Genomic DNA, 3,941 nt, shown 5'->3' on the forward strand with positions numbered 1-3,941 from the left:
CCGCCCCTCCTGCCCGGGTCCGGGAGGCCGGCGGACGACCGCCGGGCCGCGGTCAGGGCCGCGGCCGGCCCCGGCCCTTCCGCTCGTGGTCGCGCCCGACCCGCAGCACCTCGTCGATGCGGGCGGGACTGAGCCGGTCCTCGACCGCGGCCGACGCCGCGATCATCAGCTCCCCGTAGAGCTCGATCTCGTCGAGGGCCACGTGGTCCTCGGTCAGTGGACCGCCGTTCTCCCCGGACACCCCCACCACCACCTCCGGCCTCCCCTCCGACGCAACCGAACTCCAGAGTAGGAAGAAGCGCCTCCCGCGCGCATGGCACGTCCGGACCATTTCGCGCCACCGCTCCCGACTACGCTCCGGCGCACTCCCGCGTTCCCTTACTCCCGCACTCCCTACGGAGCGGCGATCCTCCCGGTGTAGATGTCCTCCGGCTCCGGCAGCTCGACCTCCACCGGCACGCCGAAGCCGTACAGCGACGTGGTGGAGACCACCTCGGCGTCCCCTTCCCCGCCCGGGGCGCCCGCCGCCCGCGGGAAGGAGAAGCGGTGCCGGACCTTCCGCAGCCGCCCGCGCTCGTCCACGTACGCGTCGAAGGCCACCGTCCGGTTCGAGAGTCCCTCCGCCGCCGCGGCGAGCTGCCCCCGCGAGCGCGGCTCCGCCTCCCTCGCCGCCACCGCGAGGTCCACGGTGCCCCGGTAGTGCCGCACCGTCTCCCCGTGCAGCCGCTCCTCGCCGCGGAACGACGCCGACCGCACACCGCGCAGCAGCTCGGCGGCGCTGACCGGGTCGGTGGCGCCCCCCGTGACCAGGTTCCCGTCGGGGAGGGTCGCCGTGTCCACGCGCACCCACTTGCCGTCGGGCACGCCCGCGCCCCGGTTCCTCATGTACAGCGCGCCCGGCGTGACCAGCTCCACGACCCGGCGGCGCTCGCTCTCGCCGGTGGCCTCACCCGGCAGCACCACCCTCAGCCGCCCCGTCCGCCTCCCGTAGTCGAAGACGCCCGTGCCCCGGATGGTGACCCGGGTGCCGCCGTTGGTCATCTCCACCACCGTACGCGTCCGGGAGGTGCCCGATCCGGCCAGCGCCTCGGCCGCCTCCCGGACGGCGGCCCGCGCCTCGGCGGCGCTCACGTCGGCGGCCGCGGCGCCCCGCCCGGAGCAGCCCGCCGCGGCCAGGACCGCCAGCGCCGTCCCGGCGCAGACCGCGCCGACCGCCGCGGTCCTGCCCTTCCGCCCCCGTTGCACCACCATCGCCTGACGACCCCCAAGCACGCGTATCGGAACCCGTTCCGACTAACGACGCCCCCGCGCCCCCGTCACGGCCGGTACCGTGGCCGTGTGCAGCAGGACGACAGCCAGGGGGTGCCGCCCCAGCGGCCGGCGCCACCGCAGGAGCATCTGATCTCGACCGTGGAGAAGGGTCCGTTCTGCAGCGCCGCCTGCAGTTGCGGGTGGCGCGGCCCGGCCCGGCGGGCCCGGGGGCGCGCCCGCGCGGACGCCGCGGCCCACCAGGAGGCGTGAGGACCCGTCGGGGGCGTGAGGACCCGTCGGATGAACGGCGCCGAGGACGGCGAACGGCCGCCGGGGCGTGTGCCCCGGCGGCCGTGAACCTCCTCGGACGCCCGCCTCCCGGCCGCCCTCAGGCGACCAGGTCCCGGTCCCGCGGATGCCGCTCCGCGTCCGGCTCCCCGGCCCGCTCCGCCGGCCCCGGCGAGACCCTCACCAACCGGCCGATCCGCGGCGAGGCGGCCATCGCGCGCATCAGCGGCGTCAGCAGCGCCAGCGCCAGCGGTGCCAGCAGCAGCGCCACGGCCGTGCCCAGTGCCAGGCCGCCGATCACGTCGGTGGGGTAGTGCACCCCCATGTAGATACGGCAGACCCCGGCGAACACCGCCACCAGGATGCCGACCAGACCCAGCCGCCGGTTGACCATGAAGATCCCCACGGCCAGCGCCATCGCCAGCGTCGCGTGATCGCTGACGAACGAGAAGTCCCTCTTCCCGTCCACCAGCACCTCCAGCCCGTCATGGGTCAGAAAGGGTCTGGGCCGCTCCACGAACTCCCGGATCGGTACGTTCACCAGCACCGCCACCCCGGCCGCCAGCGGCGCCCAGACCAGCCCGGCCACCGCCGAGACCGCGTCCGGGCGGCGCCGCGCAGTCCACCAGGCCCAAAGGCCCAGCACCGCCAGCGCCACGATCGTGCCGTACTCGCCGACGTACTCCATGAGGTGGTCGGCCCAGTCGGGGGCCTGTCTGGCCAATCCGTTGATGTCGTAGAGCAGCTCGACGTCGGGGTTGTCCCATTCGGCCATCGCAATGCTGCCCTTCACTCTTCGCTGCCGACCCCCGTGGTAGCGGAATGCTCGTTCCGGACAAGGAAACGCCCTGCCCCGGCCGTACGTTCCGACCTCCACCGAACGATCACCCGGACGTTATCGGAGGGTGACCCGCGCCCGGGAACCGCGGCCGCGCACCGCGCCACCGGGGCGGCGGCCGCCCCGGGGTTCACGATGCCGTGGGCCTCGTCGCCCCGAAGTAGTCGGGGGAGTCGATCGGGTCGAAGCGGATCACCGCGCCCGTGTACGGCGCGTCGATCATATAGCCACCGCCCACGTAGATCCCCACGTGGTGGATCGACCGCGAATCGGTCAAGTCGTGCGCGAAGAAGACCAGATCACCCGGGAGCAGCTCACCGCGCTTCGGATGCGGGCCGGCGTTCCACTGGTCGTTGGCGACACGCGGCAGCTCGATGCCCACGCTCGCGTACGCCGCCTTCGTCAGACCCGAGCAGTCGAACCGCCCGCCGTCCTCCGGCGTGCCGTCCCCGCCCCACAGGTACGGCGTCCCCAGCCTCTTCTGCGCGAAGTCGATCGCCCCGGCGGCCTGCTTCGTCGGCGACAGCCGCCCGGCGGGCGCCGCGAAGCTCTTCTCCAGCTTCCGGATGACCTTCACGTAGTTCTGCGTCTCACGGTACGGCGGCACCCCGCCGTACTTCATCACCGCGTACGGGCCCGCGTTGTAGGCGGCCAGCATGTTGTCCGTCGGATCGCCGGGCACCCCCCGGACGTTCTTCGCCAGCGTGCAGTCGTACTTGGCCGCCGACGGGATCGCGTCGGCCGGATCCCACACGTCGCGGTCGCCGTCACCGTCGCCGTCGACACCGTGGACCGCCCAGGTGCCGGGGATGAACTGGGCGATCCCCTGCGCCGCGGCGGGGCTGCGCGCCTTCGGGTTCCAGCCGCTCTCCTGGAAGAGCTGGGCGGCCAGCAGCGCCGGGTTGAGCGCCGGGCAGTAGTTGCCCCACTTCTGCACCAGCGGCCGGTACGCCGCCGGCACGGCGTTCTTCGCCAGCGCGACCGCACCGCCCCTCCCGCCGAACAGGTTCGACGCGGCGCTGTACGTGCCCACCACGAGCAACGCCAGCAAGCACATGACGAGCCCGAAACCGACCCCGATCGCCACCCACGCCTTCCGCACCCCTCAACCCTCCCCCATCCGAAAGGAGTTCACTGCCGATTCGGCCGCAACCGTGTCAGAATCCAAGTGAAGCGCAACTTTCGACAACCCTCACCGGGGCGGTGAACACAGCATGTTTCTGGCAGCCGAAAAAGGCGACATCACCACCATCATCGGCGGAATCGCCCCCGACTGGGGCCCGTTCGGATCGCTGGGCAACGAGGCCCGCGTGATGATCGAGGTCGTCATGGCCGTCGCCATCCTCCTCTGCCTCGGCATCGCCATCTGGGGCGCGGCCAAGCAGCGCATCGGCGCCACGGCGCTGCGCGACACCTTCAGCGCGGAGCAGGGCAAGGGGCTGATCGTGGCGGGCCTGACCGGGGTCTTCATCATCGGATCCCTCGGCACGCTCTTCACGATCGTCTACGGCATGGCCGTGTAACCGCGCACCGCCCCGCCTCCCCTCCGGCCCCCGGTGCCCGG

At 73.0% G+C, this 3,941-nt stretch carries 6 protein-coding genes; 2 read left to right on the plus strand and 4 right to left on the minus strand.

The window, feature by feature from the left end:
- Nucleotides 1-52 precede the first annotated feature (52 nt).
- Both L7D48_RS27010 and L7D48_RS27015 read right to left on the minus strand, forming a co-directional pair.
- Nucleotides 53-241, minus strand: coding sequence for a hypothetical protein (locus L7D48_RS27010; protein WP_237883445.1), 189 nt, complete (start codon nucleotides 239-241; stop codon nucleotides 53-55).
- A gap of 152 nt (nucleotides 242-393) precedes the next feature.
- A complete protein-coding gene (locus tag L7D48_RS27015; protein ID WP_237883447.1) occupies nucleotides 394-1,251 on the minus strand; it encodes a hypothetical protein in 858 nt (285 codons plus the stop codon).
- 87 nt (nucleotides 1,252-1,338) lie between these two features.
- Between L7D48_RS27015 and L7D48_RS27020 the strand changes: the two genes are divergently transcribed.
- A complete protein-coding gene (locus L7D48_RS27020; RefSeq protein WP_101254560.1) occupies nucleotides 1,339-1,521 on the plus strand; it encodes a hypothetical protein in 183 nt (60 codons plus the stop codon).
- Nucleotides 1,522-1,639: 118 nt separating this feature from the next.
- On the opposite strand, the gene L7D48_RS27025 is transcribed toward L7D48_RS27020, so the two are convergent.
- Entirely contained in the window at nucleotides 1,640-2,314 is a 675-nt protein-coding gene (locus L7D48_RS27025) for a phosphatase PAP2 family protein (RefSeq protein WP_237883449.1), read from the minus strand.
- 193 nt (nucleotides 2,315-2,507) lie between these two features.
- A complete protein-coding gene (locus L7D48_RS27030) occupies nucleotides 2,508-3,434 on the minus strand; it encodes a bifunctional lytic transglycosylase/C40 family peptidase (RefSeq protein ID WP_237883450.1) in 927 nt (308 codons plus the stop codon).
- 157 nt (nucleotides 3,435-3,591) lie between these two features.
- Between L7D48_RS27030 and L7D48_RS27035 the strand changes: the two genes are divergently transcribed.
- Entirely contained in the window at nucleotides 3,592-3,900 is a 309-nt protein-coding gene (locus L7D48_RS27035; RefSeq protein WP_093658653.1) for a hypothetical protein, read from the plus strand.
- The last annotated feature ends 41 nt before the right edge of the window (nucleotides 3,901-3,941 follow it).

The organism is Streptomyces sp. ICN903, assembly GCF_022015835.1.
GTDB lineage: Bacteria > Actinomycetota > Actinomycetes > Streptomycetales > Streptomycetaceae > Streptomyces > Streptomyces fenghuangensis.